The sequence below is a fragment of the uncultured Campylobacter sp. genome (assembly GCF_938039205.1).
In the GTDB taxonomy this organism is placed as follows: Bacteria; Campylobacterota; Campylobacteria; order Campylobacterales; family Campylobacteraceae; genus Campylobacter_A.
Genome location: NZ_CALHVM010000047.1, coordinates 1 through 19,870, shown reverse-complemented (window position 1 = coordinate 19,870; position 19,870 = coordinate 1). Strand labels below are relative to the sequence as shown.

Annotated in this window: 19 protein-coding genes, 2 rRNA genes and 1 pseudogene; 19 read left to right on the top strand and 3 right to left on the bottom strand. The window is 45.1% G+C overall.

Features of this window, described 5'->3' with window-relative positions:
• The first annotated feature begins 6 nt into the window (after positions 1–6).
• The 3 genes from Q0394_RS05860 to Q0394_RS05850 all read left to right on the top strand — a co-directional run bounded on the left by Q0394_RS05860 (position 7) and on the right by Q0394_RS05850 (position 5,668).
• Positions 7–1,728 carry a M3 family oligoendopeptidase gene (locus Q0394_RS05860; RefSeq protein ID WP_298946098.1) on the top strand — a complete coding sequence of 574 codons (1,722 nt, stop codon included), beginning with the start codon at positions 7–9 and terminating at the stop codon, positions 1,726–1,728.
• 175 nt (positions 1,729–1,903) lie between these two features.
• Positions 1,904–2,341, top strand: coding sequence for a hypothetical protein (locus Q0394_RS05855; RefSeq protein WP_298946096.1), 438 nt, complete (start codon positions 1,904–1,906; stop codon positions 2,339–2,341).
• Between the two features lie 366 nt (positions 2,342–2,707).
• Positions 2,708–5,668, top strand: a complete 2,961-nt coding sequence (locus Q0394_RS05850) for a TonB-dependent hemoglobin/transferrin/lactoferrin family receptor (RefSeq protein WP_298946094.1) — start codon at positions 2,708–2,710, stop codon at positions 5,666–5,668.
• A 245-nt stretch (positions 5,669–5,913) separates the two neighbouring features.
• Here Q0394_RS05850 and Q0394_RS05845 read toward each other — a convergent pair whose 3' ends face one another.
• Positions 5,914–6,786 (bottom strand): LysR family transcriptional regulator, encoded by an 873-nt coding sequence (locus Q0394_RS05845; RefSeq protein ID WP_298946092.1) that lies wholly within the window; start codon positions 6,784–6,786, stop codon positions 5,914–5,916.
• 164 nt (positions 6,787–6,950) lie between these two features.
• Here Q0394_RS05845 and Q0394_RS05840 point away from each other — a divergent pair, with 164 nt between their 5' ends.
• The 16 genes and pseudogenes from Q0394_RS05840 to Q0394_RS05765 form a co-directional block, all read left to right on the top strand.
• Positions 6,951–9,035, top strand: coding sequence for a UvrD-helicase domain-containing protein (locus Q0394_RS05840; RefSeq protein ID WP_298946090.1), 2,085 nt, complete (start codon positions 6,951–6,953; stop codon positions 9,033–9,035).
• A 1-nt stretch (position 9,036) separates the two neighbouring features.
• On the top strand, positions 9,037–9,174 hold the full coding sequence (locus Q0394_RS05835) for a hypothetical protein (protein ID WP_298946088.1): 138 nt from the start codon (positions 9,037–9,039) through the stop codon (positions 9,172–9,174).
• Positions 9,171–9,992, top strand: coding sequence for a tRNA pseudouridine(55) synthase TruB (gene truB / locus Q0394_RS05830; RefSeq protein ID WP_298946086.1), 822 nt, complete (start codon positions 9,171–9,173; stop codon positions 9,990–9,992). The genes Q0394_RS05835 and truB overlap by 4 nt, the downstream gene beginning before the upstream one ends.
• A complete protein-coding gene (csrA, locus tag Q0394_RS05825; RefSeq protein WP_002946591.1) occupies positions 9,986–10,216 on the top strand; it encodes a carbon storage regulator CsrA in 231 nt (76 codons plus the stop codon). Before truB ends, csrA begins: the two co-directional genes overlap by 7 nt.
• The gene (locus Q0394_RS05820) at positions 10,216–10,959 is read left to right on the top strand and encodes a 4-(cytidine 5'-diphospho)-2-C-methyl-D-erythritol kinase (RefSeq protein WP_298946084.1); all 744 of its coding nucleotides are present in this window, start codon (positions 10,216–10,218) and stop codon (positions 10,957–10,959) included. Before csrA ends, Q0394_RS05820 begins: the two co-directional genes overlap by 1 nt.
• A gap of 11 nt (positions 10,960–10,970) precedes the next feature.
• Entirely contained in the window at positions 10,971–11,426 is a 456-nt protein-coding gene (smpB, locus tag Q0394_RS05815) for an SsrA-binding protein SmpB (RefSeq protein WP_298946082.1), read from the top strand.
• Between the two features lie 10 nt (positions 11,427–11,436).
• A complete protein-coding gene (locus Q0394_RS05810; RefSeq protein ID WP_298946081.1) occupies positions 11,437–11,649 on the top strand; it encodes a 4-oxalocrotonate tautomerase family protein in 213 nt (70 codons plus the stop codon).
• Position 11,650: 1 nt separating this feature from the next.
• Positions 11,651–12,265, top strand: a complete 615-nt coding sequence (locus Q0394_RS05805) for a TlpA family protein disulfide reductase (protein WP_298946079.1) — start codon at positions 11,651–11,653, stop codon at positions 12,263–12,265.
• Positions 12,255–12,566 (top strand): ATP-dependent Clp protease adaptor ClpS, encoded by a 312-nt coding sequence (locus tag Q0394_RS05800; RefSeq protein ID WP_298946077.1) that lies wholly within the window; start codon positions 12,255–12,257, stop codon positions 12,564–12,566. Before Q0394_RS05805 ends, Q0394_RS05800 begins: the two co-directional genes overlap by 11 nt.
• Positions 12,567–12,608: 42 nt before the next feature.
• On the top strand, positions 12,609–14,774 hold the full coding sequence (locus tag Q0394_RS05795; RefSeq protein ID WP_298946074.1) for an AAA family ATPase: 2,166 nt from the start codon (positions 12,609–12,611) through the stop codon (positions 14,772–14,774).
• 18 nt (positions 14,775–14,792) lie between these two features.
• Complete coding sequence (aat, locus tag Q0394_RS05790; RefSeq protein ID WP_297936998.1) at positions 14,793–15,452, top strand: leucyl/phenylalanyl-tRNA--protein transferase; 660 nt, start codon at positions 14,793–14,795, stop codon at positions 15,450–15,452.
• 55 nt (positions 15,453–15,507) lie between these two features.
• Positions 15,508–15,945, top strand: coding sequence for a flagellar basal body rod protein FlgB (gene flgB / locus Q0394_RS05785; RefSeq protein WP_297937000.1), 438 nt, complete (start codon positions 15,508–15,510; stop codon positions 15,943–15,945).
• A gap of 9 nt (positions 15,946–15,954) precedes the next feature.
• Positions 15,955–16,452: a flagellar basal body rod protein FlgC gene (gene flgC, locus Q0394_RS05780; RefSeq protein ID WP_002946576.1), complete on the top strand. Its 498-nt coding sequence runs from the start codon at positions 15,955–15,957 to the stop codon at positions 16,450–16,452.
• A gap of 5 nt (positions 16,453–16,457) precedes the next feature.
• On the top strand, positions 16,458–16,760 hold the full coding sequence (fliE, locus tag Q0394_RS05775) for a flagellar hook-basal body complex protein FliE (protein ID WP_298946071.1): 303 nt from the start codon (positions 16,458–16,460) through the stop codon (positions 16,758–16,760).
• Positions 16,761–16,763: 3 nt separating this feature from the next.
• Positions 16,764–18,611, top strand: coding sequence for a penicillin-binding protein 2 (locus tag Q0394_RS05770; protein ID WP_298946069.1), 1,848 nt, complete (start codon positions 16,764–16,766; stop codon positions 18,609–18,611).
• Positions 18,612–18,686: 75 nt separating this feature from the next.
• Positions 18,687–19,092 (top strand): annotated as a pseudogene (locus Q0394_RS05765) (hypothetical protein); the annotation flags it as partial.
• A gap of 240 nt (positions 19,093–19,332) precedes the next feature.
• Here the strand turns inward: Q0394_RS05765 and rrf are convergent.
• Positions 19,333–19,451: ribosomal RNA gene (rrf, locus tag Q0394_RS05760) — 5S ribosomal RNA — on the bottom strand.
• A gap of 170 nt (positions 19,452–19,621) precedes the next feature.
• Positions 19,622–19,870, bottom strand: a 23S ribosomal RNA gene (locus tag Q0394_RS05755); the annotation flags it as partial.

Genomic DNA, 19,870 nt, shown 5'->3' with positions numbered 1-19,870 from the left:
TGCAAAATGAACGTTTGGGACTTGACCCCGCTTTTTAAAAACGAAAAAGAACTGGAGACTTCGGCTCTTTCGTTACAAAAAGAGTGCGAAAAATTTGAAGCTAAATACTCGGATAAATTTTTAAATTTAAGCGACGAGGAGTTTTTTGCCGCGCTTAACGAATACGAAAATTTGTTAGAAAACATCGCTCGCGTGCAAATTTACGTGAGCCTTGTTTTCTCAAAAGACACCTCAAAGGGCGCGTTTTACGCCAAATTTGACGAGCTAAGCTCAAAAGCGCAAAATCATCTGTTATTTTTTGAGCTTAAATTTAACGAATTTGACGAAGCCAGACAAAACAAAATCATCGCCAAAAGTGCTAGGCTTGGCTACTATCTAGATAGTATCGCAAAAGAAAAAGCCCACCAGCTAAGCCTAAAAGAGGAGCAAATTTTACTGCGCACGGCAAACACGGGCGCGGAAGGTTTTTCGCGGCTTTTTGACGAGACACTAAGCGCGCTTAAGTTTAAATTTAAAGGCAAAATGCTGGGCGAAGAGGAGATCTTATCCAAGCTTCACAGCCCAGACCGAGCCGAGCGAAAAGCGGCCGCAAAGAGCCTCTCTGGCGGCTTAGCGCCCCAGCAGCATCTACTTAGCTACATCTATAATATGATCAAAACCAGCCTAAAAACTAGCTGCGAACTGCGGAAATTTGATCTGCCAGAAAGTCCTCGGCATTTTTCAAACCAAACGACCAAGGCTAGCGTGGACGCGCTCATAAAGGCCGCCGAGACGAGCTTTGATCTGCCGATTAAATTTTACGAAAAAAAGCGCAAAATTTTAGGTTTTAAAAAGCTCTACGACTACGATAGATACGCGCCGCTGGGCGAGAGCAAGAGCATTTATAAATTTGACGAATGCAAAAAAATCGTGCTTGAGACTTTTTCTAAATTTAGCCCGAAATTCGGCGAGATAGCCGCTCGCGCGTTTAAAGAGGGCTGGATCGACGTTTATCCGGCCGAAAATAAACGAGGCGGCGCCTTTTCGCAATCAGGCGTCGCAAAAGCCCATCCATACGTGCTTTTAAACCACACCGACGAGAGGCGGGATCTTTTTACACTAGCGCACGAGCTAGGTCACGCCGCGCATCAAAATCTAGCCTATGAAAGCGTCGGATTTCTAAACGCCGACACGCCGCTAACTACGGCAGAAACAGCATCGGTCTTTTGCGAGATGCTGGTTTTTGATCACGTCAAAAGCACGCTAAAAGGCAGAGAAAAAACCGCCCTACTCGCCGGCAAGATCGAGGATATCTTCGCCACGCTCTACCGCCAGATAAACTTCACTACCTTTGAGCGCCGAGTTCACGCGCATGAGGGCGAGATCAGCGCCGAGGAGCTAAATAAAATTTGGCTTGAGGAGAGTGCTAAGATGTTCGGGCTAAGCGTCGCGCTAAACGACTACTATAAAATTTGGTGGAGTTACATCCCGCACTTCATCCATACGCCGTTTTACTGCTACGCCTACTCCTACGCGCAGCTTTTGGTGCTGGCGATTTTTGGGCTTTATAAAAGCGGCAAATGCGAAAATTTCACGCAAATTTACACCAAGTTTTTAAGCGCGGGCGGCTCGCGATCGCCAAAAGAGCTGGTCGGGATGTTTGGCTTTGATATCGAGGACGCTGCGTTTTGGCAGATCGGTATAAACGAGGTTAGAAAGCTAGTGGAGGAGTTTTGCCAGGAGGCGTAACGGGCATAAATTTGACGCGTTTTGGGGAGTAAATTTAAAAGCGTGGGCAAATTTGACAAGCCGAACCGAGTCAGGGACAGCAATAAATTTGAAGCTAAATTTTGCGTTTATTTGAAGCCAAATTCGGCACGACTGCGGACAGTAAATTTGAGAAAAGGCACAAAAAGGAGGTAAAATGCTTGATGAGATTTTAGACGACGAGAGATTTGCGGCGATGATGAAGGAGCACGTTTTTGAGTGCGTGGAGTATCTGCTAAAAAACGACCGCTCCTTTTCGGCGATGGCCAACCTTGATCTGGTCAAATTTAACCCCGAGCTGCCGGAGTACATTAAGAGCACTTTTACGGCGCCCGTTATCGTCTTTACGCTTGCCGGCTACACTTTTAGCAGCGCCAAGCTAACTCCAGACGAGCTGAGCTTCGAGGCGGGTTTTGGTAAGGAAAATTTCGCCAGCGTCGTTAGCTTTCCGCTTGGAGCTATCGTGCAAATTTTGGTGGAAAACAGCCCGATTTTGGTAAATTTTTCTATTTACAAATCTCAAAAAAATCAGCTTGAAAAGTCGATGTCGGCGTTAATGTCAAACCCAAACAATAAAGATCTATTTAAAAAGTGAGCAAACTTTTATCCACCGTTTTGCTCACGCTATTTTTATAGATTTATTTTATGCGCATTTCCTTGATTTGAGCCGTGCGATATTGGTTTTGCAGGAGCAGACGGCTTTATAGCGCTTATTGCGCTTTACGTTTGATTTTTGTCAGATACAGGCTTTATCTTAAATTTACTAAATTTGCTTAAGCAAAATATTATCCTACTTGCACCGGTTTTACCAACAGCAACCCTTTTATTTCTTAATATAAAAAATTGATTTATAATTTTTAAATTAAATTCCAATCTTTTAATCAAACTATAAACAAATATTTATTATCATTTCGCATTTAAGAGCAAATGAATATCAAAACTATCGTTAATAAGGACAGAAATGAATCATCTTAAATTTTCTCTTGCCGCTTTGCTTCTTTTGTCAAATTTAAATGCAAAAGAGGCCGAAGTCGAGCTAAAAGAAGTAACGGTTAGCGGCGAAGCAGGCGCTGAGAATGATCCGATGCAAAAAAAAGTCGGCCAAAGCGTAAAAAGCGCCAAAGAACTAACCAAAACGCAGGTTTCTGATAACAAAGACCTAGTGCGATACGAAACGGGCGTAACAACCGTGGAGGCTGGGCGTTTCGGTCAGAGCGGCTACGCGATAAGAGGTGTGGAGGAAAACCGCGTGGCTATCACCGTTGACGGCCTCCATCAGGCTCAGACGCTAAGCTCGCAAGGCTTTAAGGAGCTATTTGAAGGATACGGAAACTTTAACAACACCCGCAACGGCGTGGAATTTGAAACGCTAAAACAAGCAACTATTTCAAAAGGCGCAGACTCAGTTCGCACGGGCTCAGGCTCTCTTGGTGGCTCCGTAATGTTTGAAACAAAAGACGCAAGGGATCTTTTGCTAGATAAGGACTATTTTTACGGCTACAAGGGCGGCTACAACACCGCCGATAATCAAACCATGCACTCGCACACCCTAGCCGGTAGGTTTAAGTGGTTTGACATCCTAGCCGTACAAACCAAGCGCAGACATCACGAGACGGAAAACTACGGCTACAAAGACTATGACGACAGCGTACTGGGTAGAACCAGAGAAAAGGCCGACCCGTACTACATCAAAAAAACGAGCAGCCTCATTAAGCTAGGTTTCCAGCCTCACGAGGAGCATAGATTTACCTTTATGTCAGATACCTACAAAAACCGATCTCAAGGCAAAGACCTATCATACACACTTACGCTTTCTAGCAACAGGGACGAGATCATAGATACCGGTCTAAGATACAACGACGATATGATGGATAGGAAAAATCGCGCTTTTGCCTATGAAAATTTTAGCGAAACTCCGTTGTGGGATACGATGAAATTTACATACTCCAACCAAAAAATCAAATCCCGCGCCAGAACCGAGGAACACTGCCAAGCAGGAGAAAACTGCGCTGAAATTTCAAATCCTATCGGACTTCAGGTTAAAAATAACAAGGTTGTCGATAAGTACGGCGGCGAAGTAACCTTGCAAAGAACCCAAGAAGTAGATCCGCAGTACGGCGGACTAACGTGGGTAAACAGACTCGTAGATAGCCAAGGAGCCGTCCATGATCAGAATAAATTTAGCATCAATCAAAACGTAAGCAACACTTGGCTTGACTGCTCGGTATTTGACTGCTCTCAGCCAAATATCGACGTGCTAAAATACGACTATGCCACCGAGCAATACATAAAATCAACCGTCCCGCTAGATAAAAGCTACACCGACGCGAGCACGGGCAAGACCTTTAAACAAAGCTCGCAGAGCGGATATCTAATCACTCCGTACGGCAAAGGCTACATAAGCCGCGACTGGAAAGAGCGCGATCTAGATACCAATACTAAGCAATTTAATCTAGACTTTAATAAATACGCCAAAACGGGCGACGTAGAGCACGATATCGCATACGGACTAAGCTTTGCTAAAACCGAAAAATCCATGACAAACAAGCAAGGCTACGACACTACAAACAATCAGTGGTGGGCGCCTAAGACTCTAGGTACGGATTTTACCGGTACGCCGTATACGTGCGAAAACGCGCCGCTAACGCTACTTTACGCGCTTTGCCCTAGAACCGAGCCTCTCACGTCTTTTCTCATCCCGGTTAAAACAAAAGAAGGCGCACTATACCTCAACGACGATATGCGAGTAAACGACTGGTTGGGGATAAATTTAGGCTATCGCTACGACAAGATAAAATATAAACCAAACTACGTCCCGGGCTCTACGCCTAAAATCCCGGACGATATGGTGCTAGGTCTTTTCGTACCGTATAATCCTAGCCCAGAGCCAAAATGGTGGGACTATGCAGATAGAGACGAGTGGAAAATAGCCCACGACGCATGGAAGCAAGAAGCGCCTAATAACGCGCTGGCAAACATAAAATACATCGCTAGGGATAAAAAATTTACGAATAGCTCTTATGCCATCGGAGCCGATATCGATCCGCTGGATTACTTTAGGATACAGCTAAAATACTCCAAAGGCTTTAGAGCGCCGACTTCGGACGAGCTATATTTGGCGTTTAAGCATCCTGATTTTACCATCCAGCCAAATCCGGATCTAAAACCAGAAATAGCTAAGACAAAAGAGCTTGCATTGACGCTACACGAGGACAAGAGCTTTATAACAACTAGCTTTTTTGAGACCAAATACGATAACTTTATCGATCTAATCTCGCTAGGTACTAAAAGCTATGCCACGGGAGGCGGCGGCAACACCATACCTTTTGCGCTATACGGCAACGTAAACCGTAGCAAAGCTACCGTACGCGGCTTTGAGATAAACTCTATGTTACATTTCGGTCAAATTTCAGACTCGCTAAAGGGCTTTCACGCTAGCTACAAGCTAACGATGCAAAAAGGCAGGGTACAAACCGATAACGACGGCAAAGTACCGATGAACGCTATACAGCCGACCACTGCGATCTATGGTCTAGGCTACGCAAGCCCGGCGGATAAATTCGGCGCCGATATCTATGTAACTAACGTCGCATCTAAAAAAGCAAAAGACACCTATAATATGTTCTGGCGCCTAGACACCGACCCGTATGGCAATCCGTATAATACAAACAGCCACTCTAAATGGCGAAGCAATGCCTACACCCTAGTAGATGTCGTAACTTACGTGCGCCCGATTAAAAATTTGACGTTTAGACTGGGCGTTTACAACCTAACCAACGAAAAATACATCACTTGGGACGCTGCACGCTCCATCAGGCCGTTTGGCACCATGAACATGATCGATAGAACCACTGGTTTAGGTATAAATCGCTTCTACTCTGCGGGCAGAAATTTCAGACTAAACTGGGAATTTACGTTCTAAACCGCATTTTATTCAGACGGGCTCTTGCCCGTCTCTTGCTTTTATTCTTATATACTTTCCATTTTTAAAGATATTAAATTTACCGTCAAATTTGACCGTAAATTTGGAAGTTATAAAATCGCCAAAACAACATCATCTCCAGGTTCGGCAAGGATATTTTGCGCCAAATTTTCGCAAGAGTATTTAAATTTACGCGCCGAAAAAGGCTAAATTTAATCAAAATTTGGCGCGTACGCTAAAGCAGATTAAAAATTAAAACTAGTCTTAATCTTTAAAAATTTATGCAGCGCTTCCTCGTTTTCTTTTAGTGCGGCGGCATAGACCGAGCGAGTGAGCTTAAATTTAGCGATATTTATCTCAAACAACCTGCCGTTTTTTAGCTCGTTTTCGATCAAAAATCTCGGCAAAAACGCCACGTACGTATCGGCATGGTTTGACGCCAACGCGCGGCAGACCATTATTGAACCATCTAGCGAATACGCCACGTCAAGCGCATGCGCGTCCACGCCGTGCTTATGCAAGATATCATCCAGATAAGTTCGCGTCCTATCTTTGATAAATTTAAACTTGATAAGTTCCTCAGGCTTCACGCTCTCGGCGATTTTTTTATTTGAAACCAAAATCAGCTCGTAGTCAAATAGCTTTTTAACGAGCAAGCTGCTATCAAGCGACTGCTCCAGGATGATGGCGATGTTGCTGCGGCGGTCTTTTAGGTAGTTTATGAGCTCGTTTTGCTCCTTTATCCTGATATCTAGCTCGCTGCCTACGCTTTGCGAGATTTTATCCAGCAGTATCGAGATGACCGCCTCGGCGATGAGCTGGGTGGTTGCGATGACTAGCGGTACCTTGTCCGTTTTTATGCGCGCTAGCTCGTCTTTAAAGCGAAACATAGCGCTTTCAAACTGAGTACAGAGTTTATAAAATTTCTCGCCCTCGTGAGTTAGGACGATACCGTTTTTCTTACGCATTATTAGCGTTGTTTGCAGCATCTCCTCGAGCTTTTTCATCTGCAAAGTAACTGCGGGCTGCGAGATACCTAGAGCCCTTGAGGCTTTTGAGAAGCTTCTTTCTTTCACTATCTCCATAAAGGTATAAAATTTACTAAAATCATTGATCATGTCGGACTCCTTATTATTATATCAGCTTATAAAATCATATTTTTAATATTGTATTGATTTATATCTGAAAACGCTCTTAATCAGACCCAAATTTAAATCAGCGGCGATTTTTAAGCTTATTTTGTTAGAATTTAATCATTTTAATAAATAAAGCAGGAATTTTAATGCCCGATTTACTAGACGAACTGAACGAAAGCCAGCGCGAGGCAGCCTCGCACACCGACGGAGCGATGCTGATTTTAGCCGGGGCCGGTAGCGGAAAAACCAAAACCATCACCACTCGCCTAGCTTATCTCATAAGCGAGCTAGGCATCCCGCCGTCAAATACCCTAACGCTAACCTTCACCAACAAAGCCGCAAGCGAAATGCGAACCCGCGCGCTAAAAATGCTGGGCGACGCAGGTAAAAATTTCACTCCGCTGCTTTGCACTTTTCACAAATTCGGGCTTTTGTTTTTGAAATTTTATATCGACCGACTAAAGCGCAAAAACAACTTCGTCATCATCGATACCGACGATAAAAAACGCATTTTAAAAGGCTTTGAGGGCAACATCCCGACCTCGGTGCTAGCTAGCGAGATCTCAAATTTTAAAAACTCGCTTCTAAGCGTAGAAGAGGTGTTAAATCATGGTGGCATGTTTGCAAACGGACACAATTTCAAAGACGGCTACCACGCAAAGCTGGCAAATATCTACAAACTCTACGAGGAGTATCTGGCAGCCAATAATCTCGTGGATTTTGACGATCTGCTCTGCCTTAGCTATAAAATTTTAGACGAGGACGAAGCACTAGCTCGCGAAATCTCGCAGCGATACTCCTACGTGATGGTGGACGAGTATCAAGACACCAACGACTTGCAGTACAAGCTCCTGCGCAAGCTCTGTCTAACGCACGAAAATATCGCGGTCGTGGGCGACGACGACCAGAGTATCTACGGCTGGCGCGGCGCAAGAATCGAAAATATATTAAATTTTAAAGATCAGTTTAAAGACGCCAAAGTCATAAGACTAGAGCAAAACTACCGCTCGACGAGTCAAATTTTACGCGCGGCAAACGAGCTCATCGATCACAATAGAAACCGCCTCGGCAAAGAACTAAAAAGCACCAAAGGAGGCGGCGAGGACGTGGCGCTAATGGAATCAGACGACGAAACGATGGAGAGCCTAAAGGTAGCCAAACGTATCAAAAAGCTGCTTGATAGCGGCGCGCAGGCTAGCGATATCGCGATCTTGTACCGCATAAACGCCCTTTCCCGCTCGCTCGAAGAAGGCCTAACCAAGGAAAAAATCCCGTATAAGATGGTCGGCGGAGTTAAATTCTACGAGCGCGCCGAGGTCAAAGACGTCATCAGCTACCTAAGGCTAGTCGCAAACGAAAACGACGACTTCTCGCTAAAGCGCGTCATCAACCGCCCAAAGCGCGGCCTAGGTAAAGTAAGCCTCGCAAAGATCGAAAAAATCGCCTTCGAGCATAAGCTTTCGCTATTTGAAGCGATATCTAGCCTGGACGAAAACGACAAAGATCTAAGCAAAAAAATCGTCTCGAGCCTCGGCGAATTTGCGTCAAATTTAAGAGAGCTAAAAGAGTGCGACTCGCCGTACGAGCTAGTGGATAAACTAGAAGCGAAATTCGGCATCAAAAAATACTACGAGAGCTTGCCCGACGGCGCCGAGCGCGTGGCAAACATCGACGAGTTTTACGCTACGATCAAAGATCAAATCAAGCAAAATCCAAGCTTTTCTATCGAGGAGTTTTTAAACGAGATCGCGCTACAAAGCGAGCAGGATAATATCGGCGGCGAGGCGATCTCGATCATGAGTATCCACGCTAGCAAGGGGCTTGAGTTCGAGCACCTTTTCGTGATCGGGCTTGAGGAGGGATTTTTCCCGCTTCTTGGCGACGGTAGCGACATCGAGGAGGAGCGACGACTAGCCTACGTCGCCATCACACGCGCAAAAAAAACCCTGACGCTAAGCTTTGTAAATTCGCGCTTTTACAAAGGCCAGCGAACGAGGCTGGAAAAGAGCAGATTTTTAAGCGAAGCAGGCGTTTGCAGCGGTAGCCTCATCATCCAGACGCAAACGCAGACCGCAGGCGAATACAAAAAAGGCGACCTCGTCAAGCATAAAATTTTTGGCATCGGGCGCGTAACGGCGGTAACGAAGATCAAAAAAGAGCTAAAACTAACGATAAATTTCGGTGGAATCAGCCGCGAGATAATGTCTAGCTTCGTCGAAAAAGCGGTGTGAAATGGACAAATTTGAGGCTAGTCGTGCCAAATGCGGCGTTAAATTTGATCAAATTTATGCGCTCAAATTTGACGCTCGAGGCTCAAATTTAAAAAACAACGCAAATTTGACGCAGCCTCCAAAAGGCAAATTTAAATGAACGCGCTTTTTGTCGCAAATAAGCCCGTAGGCATCAGCTCAAATCATTTTTTAAGCAGGCTAAAGCGCAAATACGGCGTCAAAAAAGCGGGCTTTTCCGGCACGCTTGATCCTTTTGCTAGCGGCTGTCTCATCGTGGCTCTAGGAAATCACACTCGGCTTTTTAACTACATAGACAAAACGCCCAAAATCTATGAAGCGACCATGTGGCTGGGTGCGACGAGCACTAGCCTAGATAACGAAAATATCGAAGAAATAAAGCTTTGCCCGCCGTTAAATTTAGCGGACATAAAGGCGGCGCTAGGCGAGCTAAAAGGCGAGATCGCCTATGTGCCGCCTAAATTTAGCGCCAAGCACGTGGACGGCAAGCGCGCCTATGAGCTAGCAAGAGCGGGCGAGGAGTTTGAGCTAAAAAGCCAAACGATGAACGTTTTTGACGTAAATTTGACTGCGTATATGCATCCTTTTTTGAGCTTTCGCATTAGCGTTAGCGAGGGCTCGTACGTGCGCTCGTACGCTCAAATTTTAGCCGAAAAGCTTGGCGTAAAAGCAACTCTAAGCGCGCTAAAACGCGTGAGCGAGGGTAAATTTGTTTACGAAAACGAGAGGTTTTTAGATCCGCTTGATTATATCTTGCTACCGCGAAACGAATATCTTGGCGACCCAGCAGACGTAATACTGGGCAAAAAACTGAGCGTAGAAAAGCTAAAATTTGGCGCCGAGGGACTATATTTAATAAACTTTGATGAATTTTTTAGTATCATTGAAATCAAAGACGAAACCGTAACATATAAACTAAATAAGGTCGAAAAATGCTAATACTCGCAAGAAAAGAAGACGAAAGCATAATGCTGGGAAACGATATCAAAATCACGGTCGTAGGCATCTCAAAAGGCGGCGTAAAAATCGGCATCGACGCGCCTAAAAATATGATGATCCTGCGCTCGGAGCTAGTAGAAGACGTAGCGGCGGAAAACAAACAGGCCCTAAACGGCGCGGGCGAAGCGAGCCTAAAAGAACTCAGCGATAAAATCGTAAAATAATGAAAAGCTACGCGAAAATCAACTCCTTTTTAAAGATCGTCGGTACTCGCGGCAACTACCACGAGATCGTCTCTCGCTTTGTTTTGCGGTGCGAGATTTACGACGAAATTTTCTTTGAAAAATCCAGCGGTTTTGCGCTTGAGTGCGATAACGAAAATATCGAAAATAATATCGTTTTAAAGGCCAAATTTGAGCTGGAAAAAGCGGGCTTTAAAGATGAGCTGGACGAGTTTTTCGCCTCGCATAAAATCGTGATAAAAAAGCAAATCCCTTTAGGCGCGGGTCTAGGCGGAGGCAGCTCAAACGCGGCTACGTTTTTAAAGATGGCGAACGAGGAGTTAAATTTAAAACTAACGCGCGAAAATTTGATGAAAATAGGCGCAAATATCGGCGCGGACGTGGCGTTTTTCGCTAGCGATTTCAATGCGGCAAACGTTAGCGGTATCGGCGAGACAATAAGCGATTTTGACGACGAAGTGCCGGAGATTAAAATTTTAACGCCGAGCGTCTTTTGCTCGACGCCTGCGGTTTACGGCGAATTTAGGGCAAATTTTATGGATAGTATCGACGTAAATCTAGCGGCAAAAATGCGCGAGATGACGACGGCGCAGCTGCTGGAGCGATACGAAAATCGCAAGCTAAACGATCTTTTTGCGCCGTGTTTTAAAATTTATCCGCAGATGGATAAATTTAAAGGTTTTTTCCTAAGCGGCAGCGGCGCAAGCGTGTTTTTCTTAAAATAAAAAGGTAAAAAATGGGTAAGGATTTAGCCAAAAATAAAAAGGCGCTGTTTGACTTTAGCATCATCGAAACCTTTGAGGCGGGTATCGTGTTAAAGGGCAGCGAGGTAAAGGCTCTGCGGGCGGGCCGCGCAAACCTAAAAGATAGCTTCGCGCGCGTGATAAAGGGCGAGCTGTTTTTGCTAAACGCGCACATCAGCCACCTAAACACGACGCACTCGGCGTTTCGCCCGGATGAAAGAGCTCCTAGAAAGCTACTGATGCACCGCAAGCAGATAGATAAAATTTTCGGTCAAGTCACGCAAGATGGCCTCACGCTAGTCGTTTTAGCGCTCTATCTAAACGATAAAAACATCGTAAAGGCACGGGTCGCGCTGGCAAAAGGTAAAAATTTGCACGATAAGCGCGAGACGATAAAACGCAAAGAAGCCGACAAAGAAGCGCGTGCGGCGATGAAAAAATACGTTTAAGGAAAAACCGATGCCCTACGTAAATATAAAAATCACAAAAGAAAAAGAAGCCGTAAGCGCCGAGCAAAAGCGTGCGCTCATAGCCGGCGTAACGAAGCTGCTCGGCGATACGCTAAAGCGCGACGCGAGCAGAACCGTCGTCGTGATAGAAGAAGTTAGCACCGACGACTACGGCTTTGGCGGCGAAAGTATAACCCAACTAAGATCAAAACAAGGAAAATAATATGAAAAAAAACATAAAGGCGATTTTGGCGGCTTTGGCCTGTGTGGTATTTCTAGCAGGCTGCGGCGAGGACGAGACGGCGAAGGCTCCCGTAAAGATAGAGGGCTATAAAACGGGCGAGGAGATCGCGCTAAAGAGCGTGTTTGGCAAAGACCTCACGCTAAAGCGCGTCGATGGCGGCTTTGTTATCAAGGGCGATGAGGATAAAATTTTGATGTTTGATATATTCGGCACGTTTTGTCCGCCGTGTCAAAAAGAAGCTCCCGATCTCACCAAATTTCAGATCGACAATCTAAACGACTTTACGATAGTCGCTCTTACGCACTTTGAAAACGTCACGAACGAGTACGTCGTGGAAAATTTCGCACAAAAATATAACGCCTTTTACTTTATTTCAAACGACGCTAAAACCAACGACAGGCTTGCCGCGCAAATTTTAGAGGATATAAAATACGAGCGGCTTGAGAGCGTGCCGATAAAAATGGTACTAAAAGGCGGCGTATATCAGGAGCTAACCGACGTAGATAGCGGAAAATTCGGCGTGAAATACTACCTAGGCGGCATCCATCTAGACGCGATGACGAAAGATTACGAGAGAATAAAAAATGCCCGATAAAACCGCCACCGAGCGGGAGCACGGCATAGACGTAAAGGAAAAACCGGAATTTCCGCGCAAATTTAAGGTTATTTTGTTAAACGACGACGTTACGAGTATGGATTTTGTCGTGAGCGTGCTAGTAGAGATTTTTAATCGCGATATGCAAAGCGCGGTAGCCGTGATGCTAAAAATCCATAACGAAGGCAGCGGAGTGGCGGGCATCTACAACAAAGAGATTGCCCAAACCAAACAAAACCAAACGCTAAAAGCCGCAGCCGCGGCGGGCTACCCGCTAAAGGCCGTCGTCGAGGAAGAATAGCCCGCAAAACGGGCGCGCAAAAAGCGCAAAGAGGAGGAAATGATGTTTGACTCGGATTTAAGCTATCTTTTGGAAAAGGCCGGGCAGTTTGCCTACTCGAATTTTCACGAGTATCTAACCAGCGAGCACGTGCTTTTCGTGCTGGTAAATTTAAACGAAGAGACTAGAGATATCCTAGCAGAGGCCGGACTCACCGACGTCGAGGGGCTAAAAAGCGATCTAAAAAACTATCTACTGCAAACCAACGAGCAGGTGCCGCACCACAAACAGCCGCGCATGACGGTGCTTTTGGAGCAAATTTTTAAAGAGCTAAACACCGAGCTAAAAGATAAAAACGTCGGTATCAGAGATTTGCTCTTTAAAATCGCGGCCAGAGGCGACACGTACGGAGCTAAAATTTTAGAATTTTACGACGTCGATCCGCAAAAGATCAAGCAAGCAACAAAAGACGATAAGCAGACTCGCGCTAAAAACTTCCAAAACCTCGCCAAATACTCGTCGAATTTAACCAAACTAGCCGCCGAGGGCAAGATCGATCCGATCATCGGGCGAGAAAACGAGCTAGCAAGGCTAATGCAAACGCTAAGCCGCCGCAAGAAAAATAATCCAATCCTAGTAGGCGAAGCGGGCGTTGGCAAAACAGCCGTAGTCGAGGGACTCGCGCTAAAAATCGCAAGCGGCGAAGTGCCGCAACGGCTAAAACAGGCGCAAATTTTCGCACTAGACATCGGCGCGATGATAGCTGGCACAAAATACCGCGGCGACTTTGAAAAACGTCTAAAAGACGTGATGGACGAGGTGGCCGAGCAGGAGGACGCGATAGTTTTTATCGATGAGATCCACACTATCGTAGGCGCGGGAGCTACAAACGGCGGCGGACTTGATATGTCAAATTTACTAAAACCGGCTCTCGCAAACGGCTCGCTGCGCTGCATCGGAGCGACGACGTACGCGGAGTATCGCAGCTTTTTTGAAAAGGAAAAAGCCCTCTCGCGCCGATTTGCCAAAATCGACGTCGTAGAGCCGAGCGCGGACGAGAGTGTCGAGATACTAAAAGGGCTTCGCGCCAAATACGAGAGCTTTCACGGCGTCAAATTTAGCGACGAAATTTTAGCTAAAAGCGCGGAGCTAGCCAAAAAATACCTAAACGATCGATTTTTACCCGATAGTGCCATCGATCTCATCGACGAGGTCGGCGCGGCTTTAGCCCTACACAACAGAAGCAAAACTGTGAAAATGTCCGATCTAAGCGCGGTTTTAAGCAAGATGGCAAATATCCCTGATACCAATCTAAAATCGGACGCCGCGGCAAATTTGAAAAACCTAGCCCAAAGGCTAAAGTCTGAAATATTTGGCCAAGACGAAGCTGTAGATACGCTAGTAGCGGCGATCAAGCGCTCGTATGCGGGGCTAAAACAGCCAAACGCGCCCGTGGGGGTATTTTTATTTACGGGATCTAGCGGCGTGGGCAAAAGCGAGCTAAGTGCGGCTCTAGCGCGAAATTTGGGCGTACATTTCGAGCGGTTTGACATGAGCGAATACATGGAAAAACATAGCGTATCGCGTCTCATCGGCGCGCCTCCGGGATATGTCGGGTTTGAAGAGGGCGGCATACTCACAAATGCCGTTAAAAAGTACCCTTATAGCGTGATTTTGTTTGACGAGATCGAAAAGGCCAGCGACGAGATGATAAACGTCTTTTTGCAAATTTTCGATGGCGCTAGCCTCACCGATAACACGGGCGCAAAGAGCGATTTTCGTAACGCCGTCATCATAATGAGCTCAAATTTGGGCTCAAAAGAGGCTCCGACGCTAGGCTTTAGCAAAGACGAAAGCGGTAAAGCAGACTCCGCGGTAAAGGGATTTTTCAGTCCCGAGTTTCGCAACCGCATCGATAAAATCGTGCATTTTAACGACCTTAGCGAGGACGCGCTAAGCCTCATCGCGCAAAAAATCATTAACGAGATAAACTCAAGCCTCGCCGAAAAAAAAGTCGTCCTAAAAGCCTCCGCCGAAGCCAAAAAATACCTCTGGCAAAAGGGCTATAGTAAAGAATTCGGCGCCAGAAATCTAAAACGCCTGGTCCAAGACGAGATCTCAACCAAGCTTAGCGACGAGATACTTTTCGGCGCCCTAAAAAACGGCGGCGTCGCAAATATCGCGCTAAAAAACGGCAAGCTGGCGTTTAAATTTGAATCCATAAAATAATCGGACGCGGGGTCAAATTTGGAAAAAATCTATAGCTTTCCCGACCCCGCAAACGCCCCTGCAAACTCGCCTTTGGCCGTCGGCGGCGATCTAAGCGCCGAGGCCCTTTTGCAAGCTTACGACAAAGGCATTTTCCCGTGGTTTTTGCCCGGCGAGCCCATATACTGGTGGTCGCCAGATCCGCGCGCTGTGCTAGTTCCAAGCGAAGTAAGGGTGCAAAAAAGCATAAAATCCGCGCTTAAAAAATTTGAAGTGCGGTTTGACTACGACTTTGAAAATTTTCTAAAAATCTGCAAAAGCGAGCGCGAAAAACGCGAACCCACGTGGCTAAGCAAAGATATCGTGCGCGCATACGTAAATTTGCATCGTCTAGGCATCTCGCACAGCGTGGAAGTATACGAGGATGGCGAGCTAGCGGGCGGACTTTACGGACAAATTTTCGGTAAGGTCTTTTGCGGCGAAAGTATGATCAGCCTAAAAACGGGCGCGTCAAAGGTTGCTCTCATCGCGCTTTGCCGCGCTTTAGAGCCGTTTAGTTTTCTCATCGACTGTCAGGTTATGAACGAACATCTAAAATTTATGGGCGCAAAAGCGATGAGACGAAGCGAGTTTTTAGCCAAATTTAACGAACTAAAAAAGCAGCCTAGCGGGTTTAGCAAATTTAAAAATTTACTCTAAATTTGGAACGTCTTTTGCTTATTATCTCGTAAAATTTAGAGAAAAAGGCAAGAAAATGTTCGCAGGTATCCAAACCTCAAAATCAAAACCGCTCGTAGAAAGCGCGCTGGCAAGCAGAAATTTACGCCAGCAAATGATTTCTAGCAACATAGCAAACATCGACACGCCTTTTTACAAAGCCCGCGATATCGCGTTTGAAGCGGCTTTATCGCAAACGGCGCAAGAAATCTACGGCAAAGACGAAAATAAAATTTTAAAACTCGCCCAAACGGACGACGCGCACTTTCCTCGCGTGGATTTTCCGGCGTCAAACGGGGCGACGATATTTTTACGCGATGGGCACATGGCGCGAAACGACGCAAACACCGTCGACCTGGACGTGGAAACGACGGAGCTAAGCAAAAACGCGATAATGGTAACAGCGCTTGATCGCGCCATGAGACAAAGCGGTCAGATATTTAAAAACGTTATCGACGCTAGCAGCAAAATTTAAGGATAGATTATGAGTAATTATTTAAGCGACTTTGACATCAGCGGATACGGACTAAGCGCCCAGCGCTTTAGGATGAACGTCATTAGCTCCAATATCGCCAACGCAAACACAGTGCGAACGGCGGAAGGCGGCCCATATAGACGCCGCGAGGTGATATTTAAGGCGGTTGATTTTGACAGCGTGCTAAACGACGAAGTGGCGAAAAAACATAACTTGCTCGAATACGAGAACCCGCTAGACGATAAATTCTATACAAAAGACGCAAAACCTGCTATAATGAGCGTCGTAGTTGACAAGATAGTGCGCGACGATAAGGATTTTAAGCTAAAATACGATCCATCTCACCCAGACGCCGACGCGAGGGGCTACGTAGCGTACCCGAATATCAATCCCGTCATCGAAATGGCGGATTTGATCGAGGCCACGCGCGCCTATCAGGCAAACGTTTCGGCATTTCAGTCGGCTAAAACGATCGCTCAAAGCGCGTTAGAATTATTACAAGGTTAAATTTTATGACAAATATAGATAAAATCGGCTCGGTCGCTTCGCCGTTTGAAAAAAAAGAAGTAAAGACTCTGCAAAATCAAAAAGGCGAGTTAAATTTCGGCGACATGCTAGATAGCTCGCTAAAAGAGCTAAACGAGATACAAATCAACGCAGACAAAGCCATCGCCGATCTAGCTACTGGCGAGGTAAAAGATCTGCATCAAGCCGCTATCGCTATCGGCAAGGCCGACACGTCGATGAAACTCATGCTAGAGATCCGAAATAAGGCCCTAAGCGCATACAAAGAAATCTCAAGAACGCAAATTTAAGCCTTGAATCAGCGAAAATCAAAAACAATCGCTTTATTTGCGTTTATTCTGTTTTTTATCTGCATATTTTTGGCAGTTATCTTTTACCGAGCAAATATCGAAAGACGACTGCCAAAACTAGAAACTAGCGACATAAACACGGCCCTACGCGGCAACATAATAACAAAAGACGGCTTTAGCATCACAGGTAGCCAAAAGCTCTACAAAGTGATGGTAGATACTAGAAACATCGACCCCGATAAAAAAGATCTATTTATCAAACTTTACTGTATATATAGCGGCGACGATATCAAGCGCGTAACTAAAATCATCAACAGCCAAAAAGGCGCCGTTACGCTATCCTATAAGATCGACGCCAAGGGCGCGGCGTATCTACAGGAGCTATCAAAAAAGCTGTATAGAAAAAAAATTTTTATCCCCTACGAAGACCCAAATACCGGTGCTGCAATACTGCGTAATATGAGCATAGTAGAAAGCGGCGAAAGCAGGCAATACGTCGCCGCCGACGCGCTCACTCCGATGCTAGGCTACGTAAAAAAGGTCGAAAAAGACGGTATCACTAAAACCGAGGGCGTAAAAGGCGTAGAAAAAGCCTACGAATACTACATCTCCTCGATCCAAGACGCAAAACTGCTAGGCCCAAAAGATATCGGAAACAACATCATTCTTACGAGCGATTCAAATTTGGCTAACCGCGTGGACGGATACGATATCATCTTAAACGCCTCGCTTAAACTGCAAACCAGACTAGAGCAGATCATCGACGAAAAGAAAGAATTTCTAAACGCAAAAGAGATAATCGTAGGCATAATGGACTCAAAAACAGGCGGCCTACTAGCGCTTGCCAGCACCTCTAGATATAGCCCCTCAAACATCAGAAAACAAGACTACAAGTCACTAAACTCCTCAGCAACCGAGTATGCATACGAGGTCGGTTCGGTATTTAAACCGTTTATTTTCGCCCTTCTTTTAGCAAACGACAAAATCAATCCGCTCGAGCGGATAAACACCTACAACGGCGTCTACCAGCTGGGCAAACGCACAATAAAAGACACGCACCCAGAGCCATTTCTCACGGCTGAGGATATCATTGTATACAGCTCAAATATCGGCATGATACAAATCGCCCAGCGCCTAGACGGTTCTCAAATTTACTCAGGGCTTTTAAATTTCGGCTTCACACAAAAAACCGGCATCGATATGCCATACGAGCAGGTCGGAAATATGCCGCCCGTAGCCAAGCTAAATTCGCAAATTTACAAAGCTACGATCAGCTACGGATACGGTTTGCAAGCGACTTTTATCCAGCTTTTAAAGGCGTATAACGTATTTAATAACAAAGGCGTAATGGTGACGCCAAAGGTCGTGGACTCGCTCTATAAAGACGGCAAATTTTTCGTCGTAAACGACCCAAAACCGGTCGAAGCCATAAGTCAAGAAGCGGCCGAAAGGATGAAGCGCATCCTGATAAAAACCGTCGAGATCGGCACCGGCAAAAGAGCGAAGGTAGAAGGCCTAGAAATCGGCGGCAAAACAGGTACCGCACACATCGCCACGACCGGTGGCTACGCAAATACCTATAACGGCTCGTTTTTCGGATTCGTCAACGACTCACAGGGCAATAGCTATACGATAGGTGTTTTAGCCAGAGAGCCAAAGAAACCGTATTATTATTTCGGCGCACAGAGCGCGCTACCGACGTTTAGAGCGGCCGTAGAGCTGATGGTCGAAGAGGGATTTTTAAAACCCGATGAAAATTTGACCGCGCCGGAACAAGCTGCGCCGCCAACCGAAAATACAGAGAAAAAAACCACAAACTCAAATTCTAAAAGCAAGCAAAAAAAGAATTAACTCTCAATCACCCATATACAATATTAAATTAGACTTAACGGAACTTAATTTAAATATAAGAAGTATTAAGTTGCCATGAAAAACATGAGAACCAAGTGTATAATCCATTCAAGAATTTCTAAGCTAAATTTTAGAGAAATTTTATAACATTTTTTATCTGACATAGAAGCTGTAAAAATAGCGGAATTTACTAAATAATCAATCTTGCGCTTGCGCTTCTCTTTATAGCTAGCTTGTAGCTTTACTCTCTATTCTGATTGCTGGAAGGCTTATGATGGCTTGGTTGATTATGGAGCTAAGCTCATTATAGAGTAAAGCATTAAAAGAATGAATTCGCTAATGGCAAAAATCATATAAACAGTATGGAAAACTATTTAGATACGACTTCGTCTTGCTACTGTAAGCAGACGGGGATATGATAAACATAGATTATCTTAAAGGTATTAAAAAAGAGAATTTCTTACTTCATCTAAAGGAATGTGTTCTGCTTGCAGCCAAGAGCATAGCGAAGTAAAGATACAAAAACTTTCTATCATATTTTACTAAAGATGATAAGAGATCTTGTAGGTAGCAAGACGTAGTCGCATCTAAAAATCCACTTAAGTTCCGTTGAGCCAACCAAAAACAAATTTGTAAAAAAATACAACAGATTACAAGGTAACCAAACCAAAGAATAAAGAATGTAAAATAAGGGATAAAAAGTATAAAGGAATAAAAACAAAGCCCGCAACGACCTACTTTCCCGACATCCCAGTAAGGGAGAGTATCATCAGCCAGGACGAGCTTAGCTTCTTGGTTCGAGATGGAGCAAGGCGTTTCCTCGTCTGTATAGTCACGGGCAGTGTTAAAGAAATAAACTATATTAATTTACTTCTTTAACACTGCTATTTAATTGTTAAAAGTAAAATCTCATTTTAACTAAAACAAGAACTTGATAAGGTTATAGATTAGATATTTTATTTCGGATTTTCGAAGTAAAATTACCCTTAACAAGGAAGTGATGCTTATTAAAAGATAAGCAGACGAGCTATTAGTACTGGTCAGCTAAAGGACTTTCATCCATTACACACCCAGCCTATCAAACTTATAGTCTATAAGAGCTCTTAAAAGAAGATTCATCTTGGAGTTGGCTTCCTGCTTAGATGCTTTCAGCGGTTATCACATCCCGACATAGCTACCCAGCGCTACCCTTGGCAGGATAACTGGTACACCAGTGGTCGGTTCAACCCGGTCCTCTCGTACTAGGGTCAACTCTCCTC

What these genes read in the sequence shown, in the direction of transcription:
- flgC (WP_002946576.1), top strand. Translation starts at nt 15,955, where the DNA reads ATGAGTAATTATTTAAGCGACTTTGACATCAGCGGATACGGACTAAGC.
- Q0394_RS05845 (WP_298946092.1), bottom strand. Translation starts at nt 6,786, where the DNA reads ATGATCAATGATTTTAGTAAATTTTATACCTTTATGGAGATAGTGAAA.
- Q0394_RS05810 (WP_298946081.1), top strand. Translation starts at nt 11,437, where the DNA reads ATGCCCTACGTAAATATAAAAATCACAAAAGAAAAAGAAGCCGTAAGC.
- csrA (WP_002946591.1), top strand. Translation starts at nt 9,986, where the DNA reads ATGCTAATACTCGCAAGAAAAGAAGACGAAAGCATAATGCTGGGAAAC.
- smpB (WP_298946082.1), top strand. Translation starts at nt 10,971, where the DNA reads ATGGGTAAGGATTTAGCCAAAAATAAAAAGGCGCTGTTTGACTTTAGC.
- Q0394_RS05860 (WP_298946098.1), top strand. Translation starts at nt 7, where the DNA reads ATGAACGTTTGGGACTTGACCCCGCTTTTTAAAAACGAAAAAGAACTG.
- truB (WP_298946086.1), top strand. Translation starts at nt 9,171, where the DNA reads ATGAACGCGCTTTTTGTCGCAAATAAGCCCGTAGGCATCAGCTCAAAT.
- flgB (WP_297937000.1), top strand. Translation starts at nt 15,508, where the DNA reads ATGTTCGCAGGTATCCAAACCTCAAAATCAAAACCGCTCGTAGAAAGC.
- Q0394_RS05835 (WP_298946088.1), top strand. Translation starts at nt 9,037, where the DNA reads ATGGACAAATTTGAGGCTAGTCGTGCCAAATGCGGCGTTAAATTTGAT.
- Q0394_RS05855 (WP_298946096.1), top strand. Translation starts at nt 1,904, where the DNA reads ATGCTTGATGAGATTTTAGACGACGAGAGATTTGCGGCGATGATGAAG.
- Q0394_RS05800 (WP_298946077.1), top strand. Translation starts at nt 12,255, where the DNA reads ATGCCCGATAAAACCGCCACCGAGCGGGAGCACGGCATAGACGTAAAG.
- Q0394_RS05805 (WP_298946079.1), top strand. Translation starts at nt 11,651, where the DNA reads ATGAAAAAAAACATAAAGGCGATTTTGGCGGCTTTGGCCTGTGTGGTA.
- Q0394_RS05850 (WP_298946094.1), top strand. Translation starts at nt 2,708, where the DNA reads ATGAATCATCTTAAATTTTCTCTTGCCGCTTTGCTTCTTTTGTCAAAT.
- fliE (WP_298946071.1), top strand. Translation starts at nt 16,458, where the DNA reads ATGACAAATATAGATAAAATCGGCTCGGTCGCTTCGCCGTTTGAAAAA.
- Q0394_RS05840 (WP_298946090.1), top strand. Translation starts at nt 6,951, where the DNA reads ATGCCCGATTTACTAGACGAACTGAACGAAAGCCAGCGCGAGGCAGCC.
- Q0394_RS05795 (WP_298946074.1), top strand. Translation starts at nt 12,609, where the DNA reads ATGTTTGACTCGGATTTAAGCTATCTTTTGGAAAAGGCCGGGCAGTTT.
- Q0394_RS05820 (WP_298946084.1), top strand. Translation starts at nt 10,216, where the DNA reads ATGAAAAGCTACGCGAAAATCAACTCCTTTTTAAAGATCGTCGGTACT.